The 20646-nt window shown below is 50.3% G+C and carries 23 protein-coding genes; 2 read left to right on the top strand and 21 right to left on the bottom strand.

Annotated features, from left to right (window positions below; genetic code table 11):
* Window positions 1-125: 125 nt before the first annotated feature.
* A complete protein-coding gene (locus FHT67_RS06730; RefSeq protein ID WP_167196638.1) occupies window positions 126-533 on the bottom strand; it encodes a hypothetical protein in 408 nt (135 codons plus the stop codon).
* Between the two features lie 444 nt (window positions 534-977).
* Between FHT67_RS06730 and FHT67_RS06725 the strand changes: the two genes are divergently transcribed.
* Window positions 978-1571, top strand: coding sequence for a class I SAM-dependent methyltransferase (locus tag FHT67_RS06725; RefSeq protein ID WP_167196636.1), 594 nt, complete (start codon window positions 978-980; stop codon window positions 1569-1571).
* A 100-nt stretch (window positions 1572-1671) separates the two neighbouring features.
* Window positions 1672-2478, top strand: a complete 807-nt coding sequence (locus FHT67_RS06720; protein ID WP_167196634.1) for an imm11 family protein — start codon at window positions 1672-1674, stop codon at window positions 2476-2478.
* Between the two features lie 279 nt (window positions 2479-2757).
* On the opposite strand, the gene FHT67_RS06715 is transcribed toward FHT67_RS06720, so the two are convergent.
* The 20 genes from FHT67_RS06715 to FHT67_RS06620 form a co-directional block, all read right to left on the bottom strand.
* Window positions 2758-3126 carry a phage holin, LLH family gene (locus tag FHT67_RS06715; protein ID WP_167196631.1) on the bottom strand — a complete coding sequence of 123 codons (369 nt, stop codon included), beginning with the start codon at window positions 3124-3126 and terminating at the stop codon, window positions 2758-2760.
* Window positions 3127-3140: 14 nt separating this feature from the next.
* Entirely contained in the window at window positions 3141-3911 is a 771-nt protein-coding gene (locus FHT67_RS06710) for a glycoside hydrolase family 19 protein (protein ID WP_167196628.1), read from the bottom strand.
* Window positions 3912-3914: 3 nt separating this feature from the next.
* Window positions 3915-4328 carry a hypothetical protein gene (locus FHT67_RS06705; protein ID WP_167196625.1) on the bottom strand — a complete coding sequence of 138 codons (414 nt, stop codon included), beginning with the start codon at window positions 4326-4328 and terminating at the stop codon, window positions 3915-3917.
* Between the two features lie 51 nt (window positions 4329-4379).
* The gene (locus FHT67_RS06700) at window positions 4380-7646 is read right to left on the bottom strand and encodes a hypothetical protein (protein WP_167196623.1); all 3267 of its coding nucleotides are present in this window, start codon (window positions 7644-7646) and stop codon (window positions 4380-4382) included.
* Window positions 7646-8206 carry a putative phage tail protein gene (locus tag FHT67_RS06695; RefSeq protein WP_167196620.1) on the bottom strand — a complete coding sequence of 187 codons (561 nt, stop codon included), beginning with the start codon at window positions 8204-8206 and terminating at the stop codon, window positions 7646-7648. The genes FHT67_RS06700 and FHT67_RS06695 overlap by 1 nt, the downstream gene beginning before the upstream one ends.
* On the bottom strand, window positions 8203-9321 hold the full coding sequence (locus FHT67_RS06690; RefSeq protein WP_167196617.1) for a baseplate J/gp47 family protein: 1119 nt from the start codon (window positions 9319-9321) through the stop codon (window positions 8203-8205). The genes FHT67_RS06695 and FHT67_RS06690 overlap by 4 nt, the downstream gene beginning before the upstream one ends.
* Complete coding sequence (locus FHT67_RS06685) at window positions 9321-9752, bottom strand: DUF2634 domain-containing protein (RefSeq protein ID WP_167196614.1); 432 nt, start codon at window positions 9750-9752, stop codon at window positions 9321-9323. Before FHT67_RS06685 ends, FHT67_RS06690 begins: the two co-directional genes overlap by 1 nt.
* 12 nt (window positions 9753-9764) lie before the next feature.
* Complete coding sequence (locus FHT67_RS06680) at window positions 9765-10271, bottom strand: hypothetical protein (RefSeq protein WP_167196611.1); 507 nt, start codon at window positions 10269-10271, stop codon at window positions 9765-9767.
* 11 nt (window positions 10272-10282) lie between these two features.
* Complete coding sequence (locus FHT67_RS06675) at window positions 10283-11395, bottom strand: XkdQ/YqbQ family protein (RefSeq protein WP_167196608.1); 1113 nt, start codon at window positions 11393-11395, stop codon at window positions 10283-10285.
* Window positions 11392-12087: a LysM peptidoglycan-binding domain-containing protein gene (locus tag FHT67_RS06670; RefSeq protein WP_167196605.1), complete on the bottom strand. Its 696-nt coding sequence runs from the start codon at window positions 12085-12087 to the stop codon at window positions 11392-11394. The genes FHT67_RS06675 and FHT67_RS06670 overlap by 4 nt, the downstream gene beginning before the upstream one ends.
* Entirely contained in the window at window positions 12080-14917 is a 2838-nt protein-coding gene (locus tag FHT67_RS06665; protein WP_167196602.1) for a tape measure protein, read from the bottom strand. The genes FHT67_RS06670 and FHT67_RS06665 overlap by 8 nt, the downstream gene beginning before the upstream one ends.
* A gap of 169 nt (window positions 14918-15086) precedes the next feature.
* Window positions 15087-15539 carry a phage tail assembly chaperone gene (locus tag FHT67_RS06660; protein WP_167196600.1) on the bottom strand — a complete coding sequence of 151 codons (453 nt, stop codon included), beginning with the start codon at window positions 15537-15539 and terminating at the stop codon, window positions 15087-15089.
* Between the two features lie 80 nt (window positions 15540-15619).
* Window positions 15620-16045 carry a phage tail tube protein gene (locus tag FHT67_RS06655; protein ID WP_167196598.1) on the bottom strand — a complete coding sequence of 142 codons (426 nt, stop codon included), beginning with the start codon at window positions 16043-16045 and terminating at the stop codon, window positions 15620-15622.
* A 19-nt stretch (window positions 16046-16064) separates the two neighbouring features.
* On the bottom strand, window positions 16065-17477 hold the full coding sequence (locus FHT67_RS06650) for a phage tail sheath protein (RefSeq protein ID WP_167196595.1): 1413 nt from the start codon (window positions 17475-17477) through the stop codon (window positions 16065-16067).
* The gene (locus FHT67_RS06645) at window positions 17477-17704 is read right to left on the bottom strand and encodes a YqzN/YkzM domain-containing protein (RefSeq protein ID WP_167196592.1); all 228 of its coding nucleotides are present in this window, start codon (window positions 17702-17704) and stop codon (window positions 17477-17479) included. The genes FHT67_RS06650 and FHT67_RS06645 overlap by 1 nt, the downstream gene beginning before the upstream one ends.
* Window positions 17697-18188: a hypothetical protein gene (locus FHT67_RS06640; RefSeq protein WP_167196589.1), complete on the bottom strand. Its 492-nt coding sequence runs from the start codon at window positions 18186-18188 to the stop codon at window positions 17697-17699. The genes FHT67_RS06645 and FHT67_RS06640 overlap by 8 nt, the downstream gene beginning before the upstream one ends.
* Before the next feature lie 13 nt (window positions 18189-18201).
* Window positions 18202-18711: an HK97 gp10 family phage protein gene (locus FHT67_RS06635; protein WP_167196585.1), complete on the bottom strand. Its 510-nt coding sequence runs from the start codon at window positions 18709-18711 to the stop codon at window positions 18202-18204.
* Window positions 18712-18720: 9 nt separating this feature from the next.
* Window positions 18721-19098: a hypothetical protein gene (locus FHT67_RS06630; RefSeq protein ID WP_167196583.1), complete on the bottom strand. Its 378-nt coding sequence runs from the start codon at window positions 19096-19098 to the stop codon at window positions 18721-18723.
* A 12-nt stretch (window positions 19099-19110) separates the two neighbouring features.
* A complete protein-coding gene (locus FHT67_RS06625) occupies window positions 19111-19509 on the bottom strand; it encodes a hypothetical protein (RefSeq protein ID WP_167196579.1) in 399 nt (132 codons plus the stop codon).
* A gap of 65 nt (window positions 19510-19574) precedes the next feature.
* A complete protein-coding gene (locus tag FHT67_RS06620; RefSeq protein ID WP_167196576.1) occupies window positions 19575-20585 on the bottom strand; it encodes a major capsid protein in 1011 nt (336 codons plus the stop codon).
* Window positions 20586-20646 lie beyond the last annotated feature (61 nt).

Here is a 20646-nt window from a genome sequence, read left to right as displayed (position 1 = left end):
TTGTTCTCTCTGGCTGCTAGTTAATTATTATTAATTAAATAATATATATAATATATATTATTATATATATTATATATATATTATTATATATGTATTATCTTTTTCTATTTTAAAATGAAAAATTATTACATAAAGTTAGAGATTGTTTTGAATTCATCCTCACTACAACGCACGTATACGCTATATTGCTGGCCGTCTACTTCTACCGAAAGGATTGCTGTAGACGAATCTTTACGGCGGCCACCTATCGCTGCACCTGCTACGGTACCGATCGGACCGGCCAGGCTGCCTATGATAGCCCCGGCTGCAGCTTTGCCTGCGCTGCGCTTGCCCGACTCCTGCCAATCGATCCCCAGCAGCTGCCCTTCCTTCTTATTGACTGTCGTATACTTCGTGTCCGGGTGCTGGGCTATTACGATTTCTTTCCCTTTAACGTCAGGCATTCCGCCGATATAGTCTAATTTAATAGTTTTCATAAGGCCTTCGTTTACTTTCTTTTTATAATCGTCTTTAAACTGTTGCCAGATACCCATAATATGTATTCCTCCTAATAGCTGTTCTAGTGATATACGGATTTTATATTAAGTAGTTTCTTTTTACAATATCTTCTATACTCCAAACTATCCCCCTGTCACCTTCATATAAACATTCACTAATCATACTATCTGCCAGCACATTCATTACTTATTGCAAGGCATAACACACCACAGAGAATGGAGCTAGAATTATAGAAGGATTTTTTATAGTAGATTGTTTACAGCCGCCTGTATGGGTCGGAAAATAATCTGTTTCTTGAAAAGATATACAAATTTCATCCTTTTGTATGATGAAAATAAAGTTGTAGACTGAGAAAATAAAATTCTAGACTGGCGCGGTGAAGTTAAGCTAACGGGCAGTTTAATTGAATAAACTGGAGGATTTATCAGGGAATGTATTGAATGAATATGTATATCGGATATATGTGGGGGCATTTCTCAATGAATATGGATGATAAATTATTTAACTATTACCTGGAGCTTAAAAACCCCGAAGCTGGTGAATGGAACACATCACCACAATGCATACACACAGAACTGATTACAAGGGATTACGTAAGAAAAGAATTTACAGTCACTGATGGGATTAAGGTATGTAATGTAGGGATTGGAACAGGGGATTGGGACGATTACCTTGGCTTTTGGCTAAAAGGCAAAGGGCACTTAACAAGTATTGATATTAACAAAGATATCTGTGAAATCTTCGCTTACAGACAGTTTCGAGAAGGTCATCCTAATCCTTCTAAGGTGATATGTAAAAGTATTTTTGATAATGAAATAACTAATGAAAAATTTGATATTGTAACCTTAATCGGATCTGCAGTCAAAGAGACTGGAGGTTTTGAAAGGTGTTTAGATTCGTGTTTTAATTTACTGAATATCGGTGGATATCTTATGTTCATGGCTAACTTAAAGTACTCATCGTTGGAGATGTTAGAAGGTTATTTAAAACGATCGAGTTATCAGTTAGTAAAAAAGAATTTGTACGAAGCATTTCCTGAATACCCTTTCTTCATTTGTAAAATCAAAAAATGATTCAACTAACTGGGAACTATAGTTGAATAACCAGCATTGAAAGTGATAAAGACAGTCGGCTTTAATTAAGTATCTAGATAATTAAGCTAGGAGTGTAGCGATGAAAATTTGGGAAATGAACTCTGATCACGATAGCTATGTATTGGCTGATAATCCAGAAGCAGATGACTTGATTAGGTCAATTAAGAATGACGAACATCCTTTAAAGGACTGGAACGGTATATATTTAAATCTCCTTAGAAAAGGGAAAGAAAAGGATTATATCGGCTATTTACCAGGTGCCACAATTATTTCAGAATATGCAAAACAAGCTTTAACTGCGCAAATTGGAGATGAGGCTGAGTTTCTTTTCATATTGGATCGCCCTATCCATTTCTTGCATGTCTTAAAAAGAATTGATTGTATTGATTTTGATCTGACAGAGAGAACAGAATCAGGACTAATTAAGTCTTCAGAAAGGGTACATTTTATCAGAGAAAAAATACCTGTTGATACTCTGATCTTTAAAGTTCCTGAAATAAGAACAAGCATTTATGTCACTGAAAAATTTATTAATCTTGTTAAACAGGCCAATTTAACAGGTTTTGTTTTTAATCAGGTATGGAATTCTGAACTAACTGAAGAAAAGGATCGAGAAAAACATTTAAAGTATACTGCAGTCCTTGCTGATATTGAACAAAATAAAGGCGATGAAATAGCTTATCGCATAGCTAGAGAACTGGTCAATCAGGGATTGGCCTTTGCCAGTGGAAAGTGGAAGATGCAATTAGATTCAAAAGGGAACTTCTGGCTTGGTGACCTTACAGAAGACTGTGTGTATTCTTGGATTATGCCTACATTTATTCCGCCTGTATTATTAGGCTACCAATGGCATGTAGTAGAGAATTCGGAAATTACAATTCAATGAAGTATGAAGCTAACGGCGAACGTTAGTTCAATGAATACAGTCTAAGACTATATTTTCAAGTCTTGGTCTGCCATTGTCTCATTTTTAATGATCAGTCTAAAACTTATTTTTTAATAGCTGACGATTATTCAATTCAAAATCCACGTAAGATTCCAATAGACGAAAAAAAAGGCCCGCCAGGCTGCGATAGCCCGGCGGGTAATTCGAAGGTAAACGCCTGGCATTAGGGCAACGCCTGCCGCCAGGGTAACACGAACGGCCCCATGATAGGGGCCGTTTTTATTTTGGATCCTTTTTATCCGGGTTGAACGTTAACCAGGCGTGGTGTACAGCTGCTTCAATTTCTTCGGGCGTAATCGCTATGCCCACTTCCCGCAGCCGCTTGCTTACGTAGCCCATGGCTGCGGATAGCTTGCTGGGGCCGCCGGTGTCCTTCCAGGTCGTTTCAGCAAACGCGAAAGCTTCCAGGGCAATCTTGTGCAGGGCTTCGCGTTGGCTGGCCGTCGTACGGGCTTCGTACGCCGCTTTTACCTTGGGTAGCACTCTTCCGACCGCTTGCAGCACATAAAGCGCCAGCGCCCCGATCAGGGCTTCCACCGCGTACGTAATTACAGGCTGCATAGTATGCGTAATATCATTCCAGTTCATTTTTCAGCACTCCTTTATTTTTTTGCTTTTATTCCTTTAGCGATCCGATACTGAATTGTCAGCTGGCGCCAAAAATCTTCTGTACCTCCGCTAGCGTCATAGTAGCCGGCATAATAGGCCGCGGCATCCTTCGCCCAGCTTGGGGCCGGGATAATCTTTACCTGGGCTTCCAGCTGTTCGATCTTCGCAGCCTGGGCTTTTACCGTCGCTTGAAGGTCGTTGAATTCTTTTTGTTCTGCAGGTGTCATGGGTTCATTCTCCTTTATCAACGGGTTTTGTTTGGTCCATAGGTCGAATAACTCTACCCGGCGTTCCAGGCCGTTGTATCCGCCGTTCACGCGCCGGGTTACGACCTGGACCGACGCGCCGCCGTCGATAAGCTTATTCATGCCGGCATTCATCCACCAGAAACCAGCGCTGGACCATGGGTACCTGGCCGCGACGTATTCGACGCCCTGCATAACGTTCGGATCCCCGATATAGGTAGCGAAGCGTTGGTAATTGTTGCGGCCGGTCATTTGAATAAAGCCGGCGCCCTTAAACCTCGGTCCGTCCCCTGGCTGAATATTCCCCAGGTCGCGGCGGTTCTCGTAAGCCTGGCCGCTGGCCAGCTCCCGGGTATACTTGCCCAGTCCGGATTCAAGGCCCGTCTGGCTCATAAAGTGGGCGATACGCGCCCAGGTATTGATTCCGAATCTCTGTAGCGTTTCGTTCAGGTCCTGCAGCATGGCGTCGGTTACTCCATACCAGCCGAAGGACTGCAGCTGCGCGGCCGTTATTCGCATTTATTAGCCCCCATTCTTAAACCAGTAAACGATAGCCGCCCCGATTGTTAGGGCGACCACATACTTACCGAAGCTTATCCAGGCTTTTTGCTGCTGGTTCCTTTCCTTTGTACCTTGCTGCAGTTCCTTCGCTTGACCCTTCGTGATCTGCTGCAGCAGCGCCGCGTTATCCTTGGTCATTTGAGTAACCATACCGAATAGTCGGCTGTCCAGGCCTTCCATGCGGGTATGCAGCCCCATAACCAGGGTTTTCGTTTCTGTTTGCTGCAGGGTTAAAGCCTGGTAATGCGTCTTTAATTCCTCGATCTGTTTCCCCTGCCATTCCAGCTGCTGCTTCGTCTGTACACTTTCCTGGTTTAGCCTGGCGATATGTTCCCCATATTCTTCTGGCGCTGGTATCCGCGTCGCGTTGTTCAAGTTGTCTCCTACCCTTCTGGAAAATAATAAAGCCCCACTATGCGCAGGGCTTTAAATCATTTCGGCTATTTCAATGTGTAACGTTGTGCCATCTGTCCCTGCTGGTAATATACAGGACCTTTGCGGGCTAATTTGAAGTGAAGCCTTGTTACCGGCTACCGGTACATGCAGTATCCTTGAAAATGGGATTCTATAGGTTCTAGCGCCGCTGATAGGTACCATAAAGGTTGTTAGGTAACGGATTTTATTAGTTCCTGCATCGAATTTATTACTGCTTGCATTGAAATAAATCTCAATGTTGTCACCGGCTATCCATGCGGAATCAGTCGTTACCGAAACAAATCCAGATATTAAATACCGTCCCACTCTAGGGAATACAAGCTCTTTATTCGTTGCATCCCATAAGTCCGCATCCCCTAGCACAATGCTAGCAACTCCAGCGCTGTCTAGTAGGCTGTTAGAAAATACGCCCGATAACGAAGTGTCTGCGTTTGTGCTAAGAATGACTACAGACTTAGCTTTCAAGTCGGCCGGTCGAACGCCCCCTACCATATCTGCATTAAGATTTGGTACCAGCGTAGTAGACGCTACAGTAAGCGGCGCTTTACCTGTAGCTACTGTAGAAACAAGGACGTTTGCCCCCAGGTCCCCGGAAGCGTTTCGGGCTGCCAGGCTGTTGGCTGTGCTGGCGGTCGTAGGCTGCATACCGTCTACCATGTCAGCGTTAAGGTTAGGTATCAGCGTCGAAGAAGCGACCGTAAAAGGCGCTGTACCGGTTGCCGCGGTGGATTGGAAAGTAGGCGCTAGCACGGCTGTAGTAAACGAAGCAGAAGCTACGGCTGTACCAGTTCCGCGCGTAATTCTTAATCCCGTAACCCCCGACCCTCCAGCGTCTGTTGCTGTTCTAACTTCGAAGCTCTTACCGTCTGCTACCATCATCCAACGTTTTTCGTCAGTCGCTTGGTCCCCTTCTATTAACCCGATAATAGGGGCGCTAGCTTGCGATACAGTAAGATTACCGTTAACTGTTGCGCCGCTTGTTGTAATAGCAGCGAACGTAGGGCTGGCCGCTTTTCTTACGTCCTGGTCCATATGGAAGCCGTCTACCATATCTACGTTAAGGTTTGGTACAACTGTTGTAGATGTAACAATAAGAGGCGCCGTCCCCTGTGCTACGTTGGCCGTGAAACGTTTTGAAATTACTGTTTCCGAAGAATCCCGTACGACTACGGTCGTAGGCGCTGAATTAACGCCCGCCTGGTATCCGTCCAGCAGGTCCGCGTTAAGGTTCGGTACCACTGTCGTAGAAGCAACCACAAAAGGCGCCGTACCCGTTGCTACCGTAGAAGCTACCGTTCTAAAGGACGCATTACCCGCGCCGTCGTCCAGGGTATTGTTTTCCGTGTATAAGTAAGGATTGTATGAAGACCGGAACGTAGAACCTACGCTGGCTGGAAGCGTTGTAATGTACGACTGATTCTCTAGCCATGTGCAGGTAGTTCCTCCGCTTGTTTGTTCTTGGTATGGGCTAATAAAAAAGCCGTTGTAAGTGAGCGGGTTTCTGATATACAAGTCTACAACCGTCGTTGTGGCGTTCATTGTGGAGACAATGCCAGCGAAGGAGTCGCCCGTAAAGCCGTTCGCGTGTGAGGAATCCGAAACGATAAGCTCTACAAACGGGTCACTACCCAGGGCATTCTGCTGTTTAACCCGGAAAAATAAATCACAATGTGCGGTAATTGCAGCGCCGGCACCTAAGCCTATAATGCTGGCTTTACTCGCATAATCCGAATATTGCGAAGTTACTGTTACCGTTGCGATTTTGGTCCACTGGTTTTGGTAGATATTCGAACTGTCAGTTGTCTTATAGCCCTTAGTCGGAATCGTCTTAGCGATCAGATTACCCGCGATAGACGCGTTACCTGTTACGGTCAGTGCCCCCGCTGTAACGGAAGGAGCATTAACCGTCCCCGTAAAGTTAGGGTTTGCGATCGGCGCGTAATATGCGCCGTGCTGGCCGTCCAGCAGGTCCGCGTTAAGGTTGGTTACCGTTGTCGTGGAAACGACCGTAAACGGTGCCGTACCCTGCGGCATAGTTGACTTAAATTGAGCTGCTTGAAACGCCCGCGCCTGCAGAGTGTAGTTGCTGTTTGAGGTGTCGTTTCTGATAATTTGTAGAATATCGTCTCCAGCGCCTGCTGGTCCATGGATAAACGCCGCCCCATTCCCAGTACCGCCGAATGCAGCAAACCGTAAACCGCCGTTATAGTTCGTCACTTCCAGGCGTCCCGTTCCATCACCGACTTTAACCACGCCCGTAAATATCGGGTTATCCAGCGGCGCATAGCCCGATAGGTCGGGCGCGGGGATCCCAGCAACGGCAGCTCTCACGAAGGCTGTACTGGCTGCCTGCGTAGTATTCGTACCTGCCGCAGCAGTAGGTACCGTAGGCGTGCCGGTGAAGGCTGGGGAATCCAGCACGGCCAGCTGCTTACTGTTGTACCGTAAGGCGCTACCCTTGAAGTCAATGGGACCGGTAGCCTGGCCCGTAGAAGTGTCGGCCCGGATCGTAAGGGCTCCGCTTTGGTGGTACAGCGATCCCAGTAAGCCAGAACCGCCTGCCTGGTCGTAAATTACAAGGTCGCCGGCGCCCCTCTTGTTAATCGATCCGTTAACCGTCATGCCAGCAAACGTTGCGCTAGACGTCGTTTTAAGCGCCTGGTCGAAGTCGAAGCCGTCTACCTTATCGGCGTCCATGCCGCTGCCGGCGCCGCCGTTGCCCGCATGCCAGATTTTCCAGCTACTTGTGCCTGCGTTATTCTCTACAACTGGGTCAACGTCTGCCGAATGCCTGCGGAATGCTAGGCCGGCACCCATTTTTTTATAAACCTTGGCCCCTCCGAATAACGTAACGCCGGTGTTATCATTCGTAACAATAACGTCCCCGCCAGCCGTTACGTTGCCCGTAAATGTCGGGTTTGCTATCGGGGCTTTACCGGTATTTAGCGCTTCGATTGTTGTAGAAGGCGGAGTATACCAGTTCCCTTTTCCAGTAATAGCCTTAATCATATTCGCCAGCTTGCTCCATAACCGCGTAGGCGTATCGGCGCCTGCTGCAGCTGCTACCGTGTCGTCAATCGTTCGGGTACCTATCTTTGCATCCGTAACGGATCCGTCCGGGTGCGGTAATACAGCGGCAGATTCGTGGTTACCTATCGCCGTATCGACGCCGTTCGCCAAGGCGTTATAGTCGCGCGGTATGTCGGCCGTCATGGACGAATCAATAAGCGGTAAACCTTTTTTAGGCGTAGTTGCCATTAAAGCACCCCTCCTTCGTAAACTTGTTCGTACGTTATATTCGTTGCTGCGATTTGTCCGTAGGTCTTTCCAGAATTCGCGATTTGGCTATATGTCGCGTAGCGGAATTTATAGATAACGCCTAAATGAGCGTGTACTACGCCGTCTACAGCTTTCTTTAGGTCGTCCAGGTTCGTAGGGATCCCGTACGTACCGATAAACGTTACGATCACGTCGCCGGTCGTAAAGTCTATCGCTACGTCTACTTCGCCGGCGAAGGCTTGGACAACGCTTTTAATAAGCTTTGCGGAAAAGTTACCAGGGCTTCGACGTTTTGCTATAACGCGGCTGCGTCGTATTTCGTAGCTGTCCGTCGCGTTAAGCGGTATGTCCAGGGCTTCTTCATAGTATCGAAGGCCCCAGGTCGCGGTCGAAGGGTGGAGCTGCAGCGCCAGGTCATCCGCTTGTGCCCGCAGCCTATCCCATTCTGCGGCCTTCGTCGTCTGGATCCCGGTATAGACGGTACTGGTCCCGTAATAGTCCGGTACGCTGCCCATGATGCGGTTTAAGGTTTCGGTCATATCGTTACCGCCCCTACGACCGCGATCTGTTCCGTACCTACCGGAATATCTGCCGTACCGTTATTTAATTTAAGGTTGCTGTAGTTCGCGACGCCTTCGGTACTGATTAGCAGGCTGCCGATCTTAGCAATACTTACCGGCATATCAGAAAATACGATCTTCTCCAGGTAATCTTTAAGGGCTACCGTAAAGGCCACTTTAACGTCCGCCGCGCTTACCCCAGCAAAATAGGATACTGTCGCGGTAACTGTTATCGACAAGGCAGTAGCAGACACGACGGTTACCCGATTACCTGCAGGCGCTTTGCCTTCGCCCAGGCCCGTTATTCCTGGGTCCATATGGTTCTGTACGTCAGCGACCAGCTGCGTCGAACCTGGCGTAAAATCTGCGCCGGCTATTACGATCTTCGTTGTAAGGTTGCCGTTCCAGCGCGGAATAACTCGGGCAGCGCCTACGCCGGTCACTTCTTCGGCCCAGCGCTTCAAGTCGCTTTTATTTCCGCCGGTGTCTGGATTGTTAACCTTGAAATCGTAACGCTTAAAAGCTTCGTCGTCTGTTTCCCGATCCCCGCCGGCGATAGTCGTACCGGCGTCTACGATAACCCGTACACCTGGAATAGTAGGCGTAAGGATAAACTGGCTTCCTGTTGCCAGGTTACCTATAGCGCCGGCCGTCGTGCAGGTCAGGTTCGCGGTAAGCGTAAGCCCGGCCGTTGAAAAGCTTAACGCTTTATCCAGCGTGTACTGCAGCGGGTTACCGTTTACGTCCAGAATTAGCGCCGTAAAGGTCTGGCCCAGGGGAATTACTACGCCAGCGTCGGCCGTGATTTGCAGGGCGCGCTGGTTAGGCGTTGCCGGCAGACGCGTTAAACCGGCGTCACTTAATATCTCGTCCAGGGCGTCGCCTTCTGCGTACTGTGCGTGGGCACTCTGCAGCACGGCGTCCATGCCGATCTGTAGCTGTAAGATCTCCCGGGCGTCCGGGGCTACCGCGTCGTAAATAAAGTCACCAGGTTCTTTACGCCAGGTAGCCATGGCGCTATGCCCTATAATGCGGGCCAGTATGGCGTCTTCGGTTTCTTCATAAACCGGTATAAATGTTTTCCGGTCAGCCATTAAACAATAACCCCCTCTATTTCCGTCGTACCGTAGATATGGTCTACGGTGCAGCTGGCGACGTAAACCCATTTCCGGGCGCCGGTGTCCTTGTCCGTCTGCGGCTCTCTTGTAATAACAATGTCCCGAACGCCAATTATCCAGGGGTCGTATATAAGCGCGTCCTGAATATTCCGGGAAATCTCGCTTACCCTGGCCGCTTCCGTTATGTCCATTACTGCGGTATAGCGCGCGTCGCTGCCGAATTTGTGGTTAAGCTGCGGCTGCTCCCGGTTTGCGTATATTAAAAAAGCCCCGCGTATAGTCTGCGTGGCTTTTAGTATGATTTGTGCGACGGCTTCGCCTTGTATCGCTGCTCTTACGCCCCGCTGTAGGTCCAGGGCGAAGTCTCCAGCGTCCCAATCGAATACCGGCGTTTTAAGGTCTGCCATGATCTCTGCCCCCTAATAGCGGTTTAGTACAACGTATTTAATCTGCTTGCCGTCCCAAGTCGGCCCGATACTTACCCGGTCCCCAGCTTTCAGCGGGGCGATAGCCGCCGTCTGCAGGCTTCCGTTACTGGATACGTTCGATACAGCGAAGAAGGCCGGCGCCGTTACGTTGTAGGTCGCTTCGCTGCCGTCTGGCTGGCAGGTCGTGACGCTTTTCATCGTAGCCATAACAAGGCCGCCATTCAGCTTCGTAATGAGTCCCCAGCGTCCGCTGCTTGCCGCTACGATCGGATAAGCCAGGAACTGGTCCCCGACCCGCAGCGGGTAGAAGTCTATGGGCACTTCGAATATGTCAAGATCCAGGGCCGCATTTGTGCCGGCCATAACCAGGGTTACTTCATAAGGATCAGCTGTCTGTATCGTGACAACGCGCAGGCCGTCAGCAGACGAATTGCCGCCCAGGTTTCGAAAGATAGTCAGTAAGTCAAGCGTTTTGTCCGTACGGCATGCGTCTGCCATGACTGCGCCCCCTATAATCCATATTGTTTAATCAGCGCCTGCATTTCAGGGCTGTAATTACCCGGCGTATCGGCGCTGGTGTCCTTGGCTTTCTTAGTAGTCTTTACTTTCGGTTCTTTCGGTTCTTTCGGTTCTTTCGGTTTCGTGATCTTAACGCGCGCCGTACTTGGATCCGTTTCGACGTCGAAAGCCAGCTGTACGTTCTGGCTGTCCAGGATGGTCTGCGTAACGTTCTTTATGAAGTACGGACCGAATTCCCCGGTATAATCTTCCTCAACGTAAATAACGTCGCCGCTGAAAAACTGCGGCATAGCTAGCTCTGCGTTAATCCCTACCAGGCTTATAGTAGTCTTTACTATGTTCTGCTGCTTAAGAAGCTGCGCGGCGTCCGTCTCCATCGTCTTTTCGTGGTCCTTGTCCACTTCTTCGAAGTAAGTACGTGCCCCATACGCCAGAACGGAATCCTTACTGGCTTTAACTACTGCCTTCTTCGTCTCCCGGTTAATGAGCTTTACGACGTTGTACAGTTCTTCCAAACTTTCTTCGTATCTGGCGCTAGTCAGGTTTACGCCCCGCTGGAAGGCCCACATATTCGCCGGTACCTTCCGTTCGAATACCATCGTGCCGAAATTCGCGGTATCCGGGTTAAAACGGACCCAAAAAGCCCGGTTGTTTGCCTGGCGTGTAATGTTAAGCACGTCGCCGGCGATCTGGTCGCCGCTGGTCTTCTGGTATAGCTTCGCTGGCAGTACGTAGCCTGTACTTTGCATGCTGCCGACCTTTACACCGGTATTCGCGCAGACATGCTTTATTACTTGGTCCGCTGTAAGGCCCTTAAAATAATAGTCGTCCGGGTTCTTCTTCCAGAAGTACAGTGGGTCGTACGCTTTGTACGTGACCTGGCCGTTAGATTCCCAGCCCCGTAGCTCCAGGAAGCCGTAATACCAGCGCTGGCTGCCTAGGTACAGTTCGATAGATTGACCCATGTAATTAGATAAGCCATCTGCAATATTAAGTGTGAATTCCAGCGTACGGCATACGCTATCCATTTGGTCGGTAATAACCGGCGGGGAAGCCAGGACCGGTGCTATGTCCTGGTTATTGATTATTAACCGTATCGTCATAGCTTAAGAACCAGCCCTATCTTAAGCTTACTAGGATCCGGTCCTATAACGCTTTTATTCGGATTGTATAACGCCGTACGCCATGGCGTTATGTTGTACTTTGTCGCAATCCCCGTAAGGGTGTCCCCGGCCTTTACGGTGTACGTCTTTGGCTTCGATGGATCCGGTACCGCCTGGCGGTCCGCTGCCGTCTGTTTGGTGCTTACCTCACCGGCGCTGGTGCTTACCTGCTTCGGGGCGATCTTCTTGTATTCGCGAAAAGTCACGCTGTAGAACATGTCCCCGGTGGGCGTTGGTACCTGCCAGCTAAAGGATTTGACATACACCGTCTTATTCAGATAAGCCCAGGGCCAAACCAGCTGCAGCGAAGTCCCGTTATCCTTCCAGGTGCTAAACTGGTTGCGGTACTGCTCAGGGGTCAGCAGCTGCGCTTCCTTTACGTCGCATATGCCCTCGTCGTAATCTGCAGGGAAAAAGCTATTCCAGCTGAAACTATCCAGGTCCGTTTCCGTTCCTGGAATATCTACGGTGCCTACGTCCAGAATCGTAAATGTCTGCGGCTGCTGGTCCCCGTCGGTGTATGTCAGCTGGTCGTCTATCGGTCTAACTGGAAGTAGTAAAGACTTCTTCGTATCGTTGTCAATTAGAACAATAGCCAGCGTAGCGCGGTCGGCCGTTTTAATCTCAGCCATTCAGTAAGCCCCCCATTCCAGCAGAAGATAAAATACCCGCAGCGTCGCGCGCCTGGCGGTAGAATTCGTCGATAAACTGGGAATACAGCGCCTTACCGTCCACTCCAGGGGCTGCGTGTATTTCGACCTTTTCTACCAGCTTGTCAATCTGTACCGGCTGCGCCTGTTGTGCCGGCTGCCGCTGCTGGGATCCCAGGGCCGCGTCATAGCTTCGGTTCTCCGACTTTGTTAGTACGCGTTCGCCTTCGTGGAGCTCCGCCCGATAGCCGTCGAATGGTACATTCTTAAGCCCGGTAGCATGGCTGCCGTCGTCTTTCAGGTCTGGAATATGCGGCAGGTTGATTTTAAATTCTTTACCGCCCATCCAGTCTGGCGTTTTGACGCTAAACAAAGCACTAACTTTATCAATAATTCCGTTAAGCTTGTCAATAATGAACTGAGCGCCGTCGATTACGGTAGATTTGATATTAGTCCAAACCGTTGTCATACCCGTATCAATAGCATTCCAGGCGTCGATCCCCGCTTGCTTTATCGTTACCCAATGAGTCTTTACAGAAGAAACAACCTTGCCGACTGCTCCGGTAATCGTGTCATGGATCCGGGTCCCCCACATTTTGAACCAGCTAACGATGGAATTAAAAACAGATACCGCTGTATTTTTAATCGAATTCCATATATTAACAGCGCCTTGCTTGATAGAATCCCAGTGTTTTATCACCTCAATAACCAGGACACCAATAGGACCCGTAAGTACTTGCAGAATGGTAAGGCCCCACTTTTTGAAAAAGTCTACTATGCCGTTAAATACGGATACGGCTGTACGTTTCATCCAATCCCAAATACCAGAAAGGAAGGTCCGTACTTGTTTCCAGTGTGTGATAAGCAGGATAATTGCCCCGATAACCAGGCCTATGACCGTAATCCAGATAAACATAGGGTTCATGCTCATGACCAGGTTAAGGATCCGCTGTGCAGCTGCCCAGGCTTTTGTCGCTATAGAAATGGTCTTCATAACGCCCTGCCCGATCTTGATAGCCAAGAAGTAACCGCCCCAGGCAATGGCCAGACCTTCAACGAAAGGTTTAATCCATGACCAGTTATCTACAAACCAGCTGGCCACTTCTACAATGACCCCACCTACAGCTGCTATTCCGTCTACGACGGCCGGCAGGCCTACAGTCTGCAGCCAGTTAATGATCGGCGCGGCGTAGGTATCGTACGCGCTTTGCAATTGTGCGAAGGCGTCCATAAATGCCTGGCCGATGTTCATTATAGCCGGCTCGTGCTCTGTGTAAAAAGCTGTAAGCTTTCCGGTAATCGTATCAATAGCGGTACTGGCAATGTTCCAGCCGGTTACGAATACGTCGCCGATAACCCCACCAACCGCAGATAGTACATTCCATGCAATGCCCGCGGCGTGCTGTACCTTGCCTATCCAGGCGTCTATCGTGCCGTTTGCCTTAAGCTTATTAACCATTTCCAAGGCGCTACCCAGGCCCTTTTTTAGCTTGTCGAACAAAGGCTTACCAAGCTGGCGGCCCATAGTGCCTATAAAGTCGCTAGCGTTAGAAAGCATGCCCTTAAAGGTTTTACTTTGCATTTCCATGCCGCCCTTAAAGCGTTCTTGCATAACCGAAAATATAGCCGCGTTAAATGCTTTCTGGTCTGTGATCTGGCCTGAATTGTTTACAACAACGGATCCCATTCTGGCCGCTTCGTCGGTTATCATTTTCTTTGTTATACCGAATTCTTTAAGCCGTTCAACTTCGCCAGTTTGTGCGTCCGCGATTGCTTCTACCGCCTGGTCCAGACTCTTCCCCATAACCGCGGCCATGTCACCGGTGATCCCTAGGACCTTTTGCGCCTGAAGACCGTAGGCGCTTAGTTTGGTTGTCGCTTCTACAACTTCTGGAATTTCGAAAGGCGTATTCGCGGCGAATGTTTGCGCCCATTGCAGCGTGTCGGCTGCCTTCTTCTGGCTTTTTAGAACGACGGAAAGGGTATTTTGGTATTGCTCCATATCGGCATTACCGCCTACCAGCCAATCGAAGCCGTTCTTAACTGCTTCCCCGGCCGCTACCGCAACCATAGCTCCCTTCAAGCTTAAAACTTTGTCTAGGGTCGTCTGTGCTGTGTCGCCTATGTTGCGAAAAGACGTCCTAATACGCTGGGCCGCTGTAGCTGTACGCCCCATTTCAGTACGAAGCTTACCGTTAGCGTTCTTAAGTCCGGTTGTTTCGTGTTCCGTCTTTGACATGCTGCTGGAAAGCGCGGTAGCGTCGGTTTTTAAGCGCTGACTGGCCGTATGCATTTCGGCCATATCCCGCGCGGTTTCCGTCAATCTTCCAGCAAGTGCGTTAGTGTCGCCGGTCAGTCGCAGGGTAGCGTTGTGCATGTCCGTCATTTCCCGCGAAGCTCGCGCCATGCCGTCCGCTAGAGACAAGGCTGTATGCAGTAGCTGCTGGGTCGTGTTGTGCATATGGGCTATTTCCGTTGAAGTATGTGACGTACCTCCAGCGAGTGCTGTCGTATCGCCTATTAGTTCCTGGCCAGCGCGGTGCATGTCAGACATGGCCCGCGTTGTACGTGCTATGCCGGCCGTGTCGTCGATTATTTCCTGGTTGGCGTGGTGCATATCCATAACGGCTTCGGCTGCGCGTGTCATGCCCCCGACCAGCGGCAGCGTATCACCGGTTAATCGCCGCGTAGCGTCGTGCATAACGGTCATACCTCTGGCCATTTGCCCAACTTCATTACGCGCCGTTGACATTTTCGACGTAAAATCGTCATTCAGCACCAGACGCGCGCCCATTACAAACTCTTTAGCCATGCCCTACCCCCTTTCTACGACTGCTTCTGCTGGTTGTTCTCTATCTGAATAATTGCCGCCTGGTAACAGAATTCACGTTCCAGATACGGCAGGTTATAAATGTCGCCCGGCAGGCGGCCAGTCTCCAAAAAGATATATGCAAGCAGGGCCGCTTCGCCGTTTGACTTGATTAGTTTTTTATGTCGTCAGCCGCTTCTTCTTGGGCGGTATCAGAAAACCCGCTGGCGTCCTGAATCTCTACCGCCCAGTTATGGATCTCGCCAGGCGAAACCAGGGCATTTACTACCTGTTCCGCTGTAGTAACGCCCAGCTTTTCCAGCAGCTGCTTATTTGCAAATGTAAAGTCGCTTCGCGTGTCTTTGTGTACGGCTTCTACGATCAGCCTTACTTTAAGCTTGTCGTCGTCGAAGTCCATTTCTGGCTTCTGGCCCTTCTTGCCTTGCTTAAGGTTAAAGCAGCCTTTTTTCGCTACTTTGTATTCGTCCTGTGTTACAGCTGTCCAGGGGATTGCCCCGCCCAGTTTTGCTACGTTAAATTCGCCGTTCGGCAATTTCTCCAGGTCCGCAATATCGCGGCCCAAAATATCGTCAAGGCTCAAAAAGTTTTGTTTAGTAGTTGTCATGTCTTCGCTTCCCTTCGAATGGAAAATAGTAAAGGCCAGCTGCAGCAGCTGGCCCGTTTTATATAGTCTTTGCTTCTGTTTTAACCGTCGATCGTATCCTGGTACGTGAAGTCGTCAGCTGTAAAATTTACATCGACGGAAACTTCCTCGCCCATCTTGTACGCCAAGATCGGAATACTATCGAACGAAACACCGCGAATAAGCACGGACTCCTGGCCGTCGCTGTTCGGATCCGCCAGCTTTGCAATGTAGTTAAACTTAGCGGCTGGGTTGTCGGCGATCTTCTTCTGCAGGCGGCTGTCGATTTTCAGGAAGGTAATTTTACCCGAAAGCTTACCGCCCATAATTTTCGTACGTGTAAAAAATTCGCCTGGCAGCTTAAGGTCTTTTTTGTCCAGGTCTGCCTTAACTTCGAATTCTTGCGTAGTGTCCATTTCGCGACCGTCTTCGTCATACAGGAAACCGTACGTGCCGTTAATGATCTTATTTGTATCAACGTTTGGCATATCCTATTGGCCCCCTTTCTTAGAATTGAACACCGAATTTTTGGTAAATCTGCTCCATACTATCAACAGGCGTAAAGGTTGACGTAAAGAATGCCTGGTTAAGCTTCGTAGGGAATACCGCGTTCTTACCGTGGTAGTCCGGATCTTCCTGGTACGTGAAGCCTGGCTGGATTACTTCCTGGCGGGCCAGCGGTGCGAAGAATGTACTTTCGACCAGCGCAGCGTAAGTTCGGCGCGCTTCCTGCGTATTGCTGCGGGACTTTTTGTACTCGTTACCGAACGCTTCCAGGCTGCCTACGATATAGTCCAGCGTGTTATTGATCCGGATACTGCCCATTTCTGCAGACTCCAGGCCTACCGCTGTCGTAAGCGTGTTAACGTCCTCGTCGATTACGACCTGGCCGCCTTCGACCATAAACAGAAGCGTACCGCTGTTTTTAGCCGTCGTACGTCCGCCGACGTTAAGCGGCGTTTTTACGTTAACATACGTAAACGGTACTACCTGGTCCGTCATTCCCATATTTAGCGGAATGGACGCCGCGTATGCTGCTGTAAAAATGGCCATTTCTGCCGACGTATAACCGTCGCAGCCGTTGCCGACGTTGATTACACCGCGGTAGTTCAGCGCCTTACTTGCCGCATTCGCCAGGGTAAGGTCGCTGTCCCAGGTAGCCAGGCCACCGCGCGCTGCTGTGATATACAGGCCTTCGTCCCGAACCCGGCGCAGCCAGGCGTCGAACATAGCATTCACCTGGACGTCTGTCACACCGTCCAGGGCAATGCCGTTTGCCGTGTGATCCGCTTCGATTTCCGCAAGGAAGTTGCTGTATTCGGTAGTCGTCACGTTCGCGCCATTGTCACCGCCGGTAAAATCAACCCCTGCAGTAGTTGCCGGCAGCGCCGCGCCCATAGCCTGTACAGTAACGAGGCCGGTTGCGTTCAGCTTATTTGCCAGAGCCAGCGGGTCGGTATCTTCTACCGCTGCCAGGATAATCCCGTTTTCTACGATCTGCACCGTTACAGCGTTTACGGCTACGCCTGCCTTAACCGCCGCCTTAAACTGCCGCTTAGTTGGGTAGACCGTCTCCAGCGTCCACCCCTGCGCAAGTGTGGCCGAAGCTTTGGAAGCGGAAGAAGTCGCCATACGGTAACCCAGTACCTGGTTCGGCAACGCCTTATAAGCCAGCGTACGAACCTTCTGCGCTGTCGTATCGGTGCCGATACCAGACTGGCCTTCCTTCGTGTTAAACAGTACGTCAAATTCTGTCGCGCGGCCCAGTACTCGCAGCTCGTTAACCGGTCCCCAGTCTGCTGTAAACGGTACGGCTACAATGCCGCGCGGGCTGCCAGTAACGCCAGATACCAGAGCCATAATCAAGGAATAAACGCCCGACAGCGTTTTGCTTTGTCCTACTTGATAAGTACCAGCCATTAATTATTAACCTCCCGTGATAAAAATTCCCGCAGACGCTTTTCGGCGTCGTCTCGTGTAATGATAACCGTAACGTCGTATAAAGCGCCGGCCATTACTTCGGGTCTGGTGCGGAACGATTCGGCGGCCGCGATTAGCGTCGCCGGGTCGTAAAATATTTCTTCGGCCATTGCCACTTTCTGTCTTGGTGCGGCCGGTGTTTCTTCTTGTTCTTCTGCGTCAGACATTAGGCAGCCCTCCTATGTGAAACTTCCCGTCAGGTGTTACAACGGTAGTAAAGACTTCTGTAGGTGGCGGCGCAGTATCGCGGTTACGGCTGTAGGTAGCTTCGTACGTTACCCGTATTTGAACGTCCAGCGTCTGATCCGTATTGTCAATAATTATCTGGACGTTCTGCAGCTGGCCTACGATCTTCGCCCCCGGTCCTTCTTGCTCGTATACCGGTAAACGTCCCATTTTTTCTTCCAGGTCCTTTTCCAGGGTGTCCTGGTAGTTCAGCAGCTGGCCTAGGTCGGCCGCGTAAAATTTCCCGAACTGGGTTACGTTCTTCCGGTACTTCCAACGGCTAATATTCTTTGAAGCCGGCCGGCTTGGCGCTTCCCATATGATAACGGGGCGCGGCAGTTTCGGCGGCGCTGCTCCTAGCCTATAGCTGGGCAGCTTGGCCGTAGCGTATATCCAGCGTTGTAATGCGTCGATTTCCTGCAGCATACGCTGCCCCCTTTCAGCTTTGGAATAGCAGCTCGTACAGCCGTCTGAATTCAAAATCAGTAATTTCCGGTACGTCCTCCTGCAGGCGGTCCATAGTCTTTTCGAACATATGCGCCCCCGGTACGATCTTACCGGTAAGAACCATACCGCCTATTCCCTGTGCCCTTGCAGCTGCAGCCGGTACGTAATGAAACGTCCCGTTTTGCCAGTAGCCTGGCACGAACTGTCCGGCCTTCTGTGTGAATCCGTCGTTAACGTACCGCGCGTAATGTACGGCCGTACCGACGAAAAGGTAAGAAGTCTTACCTACTTCGATCTGGAAGGTGTTATTAGCGTCGCCGAACTGAAAGGAATTGCGAAGGTTACCAGTCCGTGCCGGCGTTAAGTCGTCCAAGTGGACAAGGGCCTGCAGCCCGGACTTCCGCAGTATGCGGTCCTTCGTCTTAGCGACTTCTGTACTGTCCATTTTGGCCAGCCAGCGCTGGTACCGCTCCAGGCCGTCCATTTTAAATTCGATAGACATAGGGACCGCCTACAGGAACGCGAAGCCCTGCGTAATATTAAAAGCATGTAACCGGTCGAAAGCCCCCTTGTACGGTAGCAGCATCTTATCGATGCGGTGTAACGGGTCCGCCGGTCTGCCTGGCCTGGCCGGCGCAGCTTCCGTTATGTTGCCGTTTGTCGGGTCAATCTGTGCCGTTTCACCTTCGGCTATGATCTCGACGGCCTGCGCTACAATGCCTTTAAGGTTTTCCTGCTTCGGATCCCAGTCCTGGATAGGTGGCAGACCTCCGATATACGCCAGGCAGTAGGCGTTAGCCCTGGCCAGGAATACCTGCTTGTCACCTTCTTCCATATTTGCGGCGTCGGGTAAGTACGTTACTAGCTCGTCAGCTTCCAGCAATACCATACCGGCGCCCCCTTACTTAACAAGGTCTACGGCTTTACCTTGGGCTACGATAAGGTCGATTAGATCGCCCTTCGTGACGTCGTAAGGGAAGTCAACGCCTGCAGCTAATGCTGCGTCTTTAAGGCCAGGCTTTGTTCCGCCGCCGTCCAGGTTATACTGGTCAGCCAGCGCCTTCTTCTGGCGCTCAATTTCGGCCGCTGTGTCGTCTTCCTGGTTACCCGGTGTATTACCCTCACCTGGTACCTTATCGTCCAGCACGTCAGCAGATACACCTGTCGGCGTCGCTTCAATTGCTTTACCTTCCGCGATTAATGCGCTAGCGCTTTTATCACTCAATTCTACGATTTGGTCTACAGCGATATAGGCGCCTTTAAGCGTAACCCCTGCAGCCGTTACAAGTACGTAAGGCATTTTTCGTTTACCCCTTTCGAATTAAGGCCGCTACGCTCGGCAGCGGCCTCCTTGTTTATTAGTCCTTATGCCAGGATCGTAGCCGGCTGGATGTATTGCGCGCCGGTGATCTTAGGGAAGGAAGATGCTACAACCTGGATAACGTCACGCATAGGAAGGTCCTGGTGGATCGTCCGCGCGTAGATACCTGGGTTCATTTCGTTTTCAATTGTTGGACCCAGCAGCTGTTCGCCGATCGCGCTACCCTCTTTGAGGAATACGCCCTTATTTGCGGCCAGCAGGCGCTGCGTAGAACGTGTGCCGCCTGTGTCTACGTCGCGGTAGGTAACCGTAGCGTCGAACGCTTCCATGCGGGCCATTTGGCGGCCTACCAGGAAGGCGTTCAGTTCGTCCAGCGTAATAAGCTTGTCAGCCAGGCCGGTTACTGCCTTTCGTACGTTCGGGTCGTTCATAACTACGCGGATAGCGCCGATGGACGTAACGAATACGTCCGCGCCTTCGCCGGTACGGTCGCTGTACTGTTGGTTCCACATCTCATAATCTTCCATGATCGTAGCGCCGGTATCGTTCCAGCGTGTGCCTGCTGTAACCTTCTGCGCTGGATCCAGGCCGAAGTCTACCGTAAGGTAGATACCGTTTTTAGCGTAGACCAACTGGCCTTCGCCAAGCGCCTGCCAGCCCATCCATTCGATACGGGCGTCAACGTTGTTTCTAATTGCTGCAGCTTTACCCAGCAGCTGCGTTTCCGCGATTTTACGACGTGCCGCGTTACCCTTGTCCATAAGGGCGCCCAGTTCTTCCTTCGTAACGATATAGCCCTGGGAAATGTCCGCGATCTCGCCGCTTACGGCTTTCATTGGGTCGCGGTCAGTCAGTGGAACGTCAGCCAATCCGGAAACGATATTCGCCATATCAGCCTGGCGCATAACTTGGCTTTCATAGAATTTAGTTTCGAACGTTTCAACGCGCGGCAAGAAGCGTTGCGCAATATAATTTTTTGGTACTGGGATTTCCTTAATTGTGTCGGTGAAAACTGGGTTAGTGAAAAACGGGCTGTACTGCTCTAATCCTGCCATTATTAGGGTCCCCTTTCGGATGCTCGTATGTTTTTGGGCATTAAAAAAGCAGCCCGAAGGC

The sequence above is a fragment of the Paenibacillus sp. BK720 genome (genome assembly GCF_011761545.1).
Lineage (GTDB): Bacteria > Bacillota > Bacilli > Paenibacillales > Paenibacillaceae > Pristimantibacillus.
This window is presented reverse-complemented; position numbering and strand designations above follow the sequence as displayed.

Bases quoted from the DNA above. Each gene is read 5' to 3' on its own strand.
- FHT67_RS06730 (WP_167196638.1), bottom strand. From the start codon at position 533: ATGGGTATCTGGCAACAGTTTAAAGACGATTATAAAAAGAAAGTAAAC.
- FHT67_RS06725 (WP_167196636.1), top strand. From the start codon at position 978: ATGAATATGGATGATAAATTATTTAACTATTACCTGGAGCTTAAAAAC.
- FHT67_RS06720 (WP_167196634.1), top strand. From the start codon at position 1,672: ATGAAAATTTGGGAAATGAACTCTGATCACGATAGCTATGTATTGGCT.
- FHT67_RS06715 (WP_167196631.1), bottom strand. From the start codon at position 3,126: ATGAACTGGAATGATATTACGCATACTATGCAGCCTGTAATTACGTAC.
- FHT67_RS06710 (WP_167196628.1), bottom strand. From the start codon at position 3,911: ATGCGAATAACGGCCGCGCAGCTGCAGTCCTTCGGCTGGTATGGAGTA.
- FHT67_RS06700 (WP_167196623.1), bottom strand. From the start codon at position 7,646: ATGGCAACTACGCCTAAAAAAGGTTTACCGCTTATTGATTCGTCCATG.
- FHT67_RS06695 (WP_167196620.1), bottom strand. From the start codon at position 8,206: ATGACCGAAACCTTAAACCGCATCATGGGCAGCGTACCGGACTATTAC.
- FHT67_RS06690 (WP_167196617.1), bottom strand. From the start codon at position 9,321: ATGGCTGACCGGAAAACATTTATACCGGTTTATGAAGAAACCGAAGAC.
- FHT67_RS06685 (WP_167196614.1), bottom strand. From the start codon at position 9,752: ATGGCAGACCTTAAAACGCCGGTATTCGATTGGGACGCTGGAGACTTC.
- FHT67_RS06680 (WP_167196611.1), bottom strand. From the start codon at position 10,271: ATGGCAGACGCATGCCGTACGGACAAAACGCTTGACTTACTGACTATC.
- FHT67_RS06675 (WP_167196608.1), bottom strand. From the start codon at position 11,395: ATGACGATACGGTTAATAATCAATAACCAGGACATAGCACCGGTCCTG.
- FHT67_RS06670 (WP_167196605.1), bottom strand. From the start codon at position 12,087: ATGGCTGAGATTAAAACGGCCGACCGCGCTACGCTGGCTATTGTTCTA.
- FHT67_RS06665 (WP_167196602.1), bottom strand. From the start codon at position 14,917: ATGGCTAAAGAGTTTGTAATGGGCGCGCGTCTGGTGCTGAATGACGAT.
- FHT67_RS06660 (WP_167196600.1), bottom strand. From the start codon at position 15,539: ATGACAACTACTAAACAAAACTTTTTGAGCCTTGACGATATTTTGGGC.
- FHT67_RS06655 (WP_167196598.1), bottom strand. From the start codon at position 16,045: ATGCCAAACGTTGATACAAATAAGATCATTAACGGCACGTACGGTTTC.
- FHT67_RS06650 (WP_167196595.1), bottom strand. From the start codon at position 17,477: ATGGCTGGTACTTATCAAGTAGGACAAAGCAAAACGCTGTCGGGCGTT.
- FHT67_RS06645 (WP_167196592.1), bottom strand. From the start codon at position 17,704: ATGTCTGACGCAGAAGAACAAGAAGAAACACCGGCCGCACCAAGACAG.
- FHT67_RS06640 (WP_167196589.1), bottom strand. From the start codon at position 18,188: ATGCTGCAGGAAATCGACGCATTACAACGCTGGATATACGCTACGGCC.
- FHT67_RS06635 (WP_167196585.1), bottom strand. From the start codon at position 18,711: ATGTCTATCGAATTTAAAATGGACGGCCTGGAGCGGTACCAGCGCTGG.
- FHT67_RS06630 (WP_167196583.1), bottom strand. From the start codon at position 19,098: ATGGTATTGCTGGAAGCTGACGAGCTAGTAACGTACTTACCCGACGCC.
- FHT67_RS06625 (WP_167196579.1), bottom strand. From the start codon at position 19,509: ATGCCTTACGTACTTGTAACGGCTGCAGGGGTTACGCTTAAAGGCGCC.
- FHT67_RS06620 (WP_167196576.1), bottom strand. From the start codon at position 20,585: ATGGCAGGATTAGAGCAGTACAGCCCGTTTTTCACTAACCCAGTTTTC.